General features: G+C 51.3%; 2 protein-coding genes and 1 pseudogene. 2 read left to right on the top strand and 1 reads right to left on the bottom strand.

The window, feature by feature from the left end; all coding sequences use genetic code 11:
• A pseudogene (locus tag QZ197_RS15805) lies at positions 1 to 115 on the bottom strand (3'(2'),5'-bisphosphate nucleotidase CysQ); the annotation flags it as partial.
• 174 nt (positions 116 to 289) lie between these two features.
• Here QZ197_RS15805 and QZ197_RS15800 point away from each other — a divergent pair.
• Together QZ197_RS15800 and QZ197_RS15795 are read left to right on the top strand one after the other, a co-directional pair.
• Positions 290 to 1,111, top strand: a complete 822-nt coding sequence (locus QZ197_RS15800) for an ABC transporter permease (RefSeq protein WP_296433182.1) — start codon at positions 290 to 292, stop codon at positions 1,109 to 1,111.
• Between the two features lie 247 nt (positions 1,112 to 1,358).
• On the top strand, positions 1,359 to 1,953 hold a 595-nt coding region (locus tag QZ197_RS15795; RefSeq protein WP_296433181.1), incomplete at its 3' end, for an Hsp70 family protein.

Here is a 1,953-nt window from a genome sequence, read left to right as displayed (position 1 = left end):
TCGCATCAGCGGCCTCGTCGGCCTCAGTTACAGGGCTTTCGTCAGATTTCGAGCGGACCTCAAAATTGGGATCAGCGTAGATCTCCATGATCTTATCGCCTGCTTCTAACGCCAAACGGCGCATCACATCCGCCAACTGATCAAAATTCATGCCGTACACCTTCACGTTTCATTATGTTGCCTGTTCTAATGATTGAAAAAACAGGTTTGCCCCCTTATGATATGAGGCAACACGAACGGCAAGAAATTCGTGAGTTTGGGCAGCGCGCCCCACAAAGCAGGTTATGAGATGTTCCAGCCGCAGATCCAAAAGACAACGACTCGCACCTTTTTCGGGATGGCGGAGCTTATCTATCATTCGATCGTGCGTGATGTGCGTAAAACGCACAGCAATGCAGTCGTTGGATTGCTAATGAACATGATGCAAACCGTGGTCTTTGTGCTGACATTCTACGCAATGTTCTTCTTTCTTGGTATGCGCGGGGCCGCCATTCGTGGTGACTTCTTACTCTATATTATGTCGGGAATTTTCCTGTTCATGTGCCACACCAAAGCGGTATCCGCTGTCGTCGGCTCAGAAGGTCCCGCCTCGGCAATGATGCAGCACGCACCGATGAATACCGTGATTTCGATTACCGCCGCTGCAGTTTCGTCATTGTACTTGCAGCTTTTATCGCTCTTTTTTGTGCTCTTTATCTATCATGTTGCCGTAACGCCCGTCGTGATCGATCAACCCATTGGTGCCTTAGCTATGCTTTTGGTCGCATGGCTGTCTGGTGTTGGCGTCGGCATGATTTTTCTGGCGATGAAGCCTTGGGCGCCTGATGCGGTCAAACTTTTGGTCAGCATCTATAGCCGCGCCAGCATGATTGCCTCGGGAAAGATGTTTGTCGCAAACTCGCTGCCGTCTTCGATGCTGGTCTTGTTTGACTGGAACCCGCTTTTCCACACCATCGATCAGGCGCGCGGGTACATCTTTTTGCACTACAACCCACACTTCAGTTCCCCAACCTACCCGTTCTACGTTGCGATAGCCTTGGTGCTTTTGGGATTGATGGGCGAATTCTATACCCGCAAAAGCGCCTCGATCAGCTGGGGTGCCTCACGTTAACCCTGTAGCGACAAAAATTATGTGGGCGCAGGCGCCATTTTTGCTGCTTCGGGCCCATTACTGCGTCAAAATTGCATTTTTGAGCCTGTGTGCCCTTATCCCCCGCTTGCAGCCTACAAACCGCATCCCTATATACGCCTTGATCAAACGAGCAGACGAAAATCTGACTTGTTTAAACTAGCAACAGGCGCGGGTGCCGAAACGGGTTCGCGCCGCTCAACTCGCCTAGCGTAAAGGGATTTGAAATATGTCTAAAATTATTGGTATCGACCTCGGAACTACAAACTCTTGTATCTCCATCATGGACGGCTCTAAGCCACGCGTGATTGAGAACAGCGAAGGTGCACGCACAACACCATCTATCGTTGCGTTCACCGAAGACGAACGTCTTGTTGGCCAGCCTGCAAAGCGTCAGGCCGTCACAAACCCAGAAAACACAATCTTCGCGGTAAAGCGTCTGATCGGTCGTCGTTTTGACGACAAGGACCTCGCGAAGGAAAAGAAGAACATGCCATTCAACATTGTTGACGGTGGCAATGGCGACGCATGGGTGGAATCCCGCGGTGAGAAGTATTCTCCTGCGCAAATCTCCGCTGTGATCCTCGGCAAGATGAAAGAGACTGCAGAGTCTTATCTTGGCGAAGAAGTGACCCAAGCGGTTATCACTGTGCCAGCATACTTCAACGACGCGCAGCGTCAGGCAACCAAAGACGCTGGCAAAATCGCTGGCCTCGAAGTGCTGCGGATCATCAACGAGCCAACAGCAGCCGCACTTGCTTATGGCCTCGACAAAAAAGACACGCAGACAATCGCGGTCTATGACCTTGGCGGCGGTACATTCG

Source organism: Yoonia sp. (assembly GCF_017854415.1).
Taxonomy (GTDB): domain Bacteria; phylum Pseudomonadota; class Alphaproteobacteria; order Rhodobacterales; family Rhodobacteraceae; genus Yoonia.
Note: the sequence above shows the minus strand (reverse complement) of the source record. Positions and strands in the feature narration are given on the sequence as shown.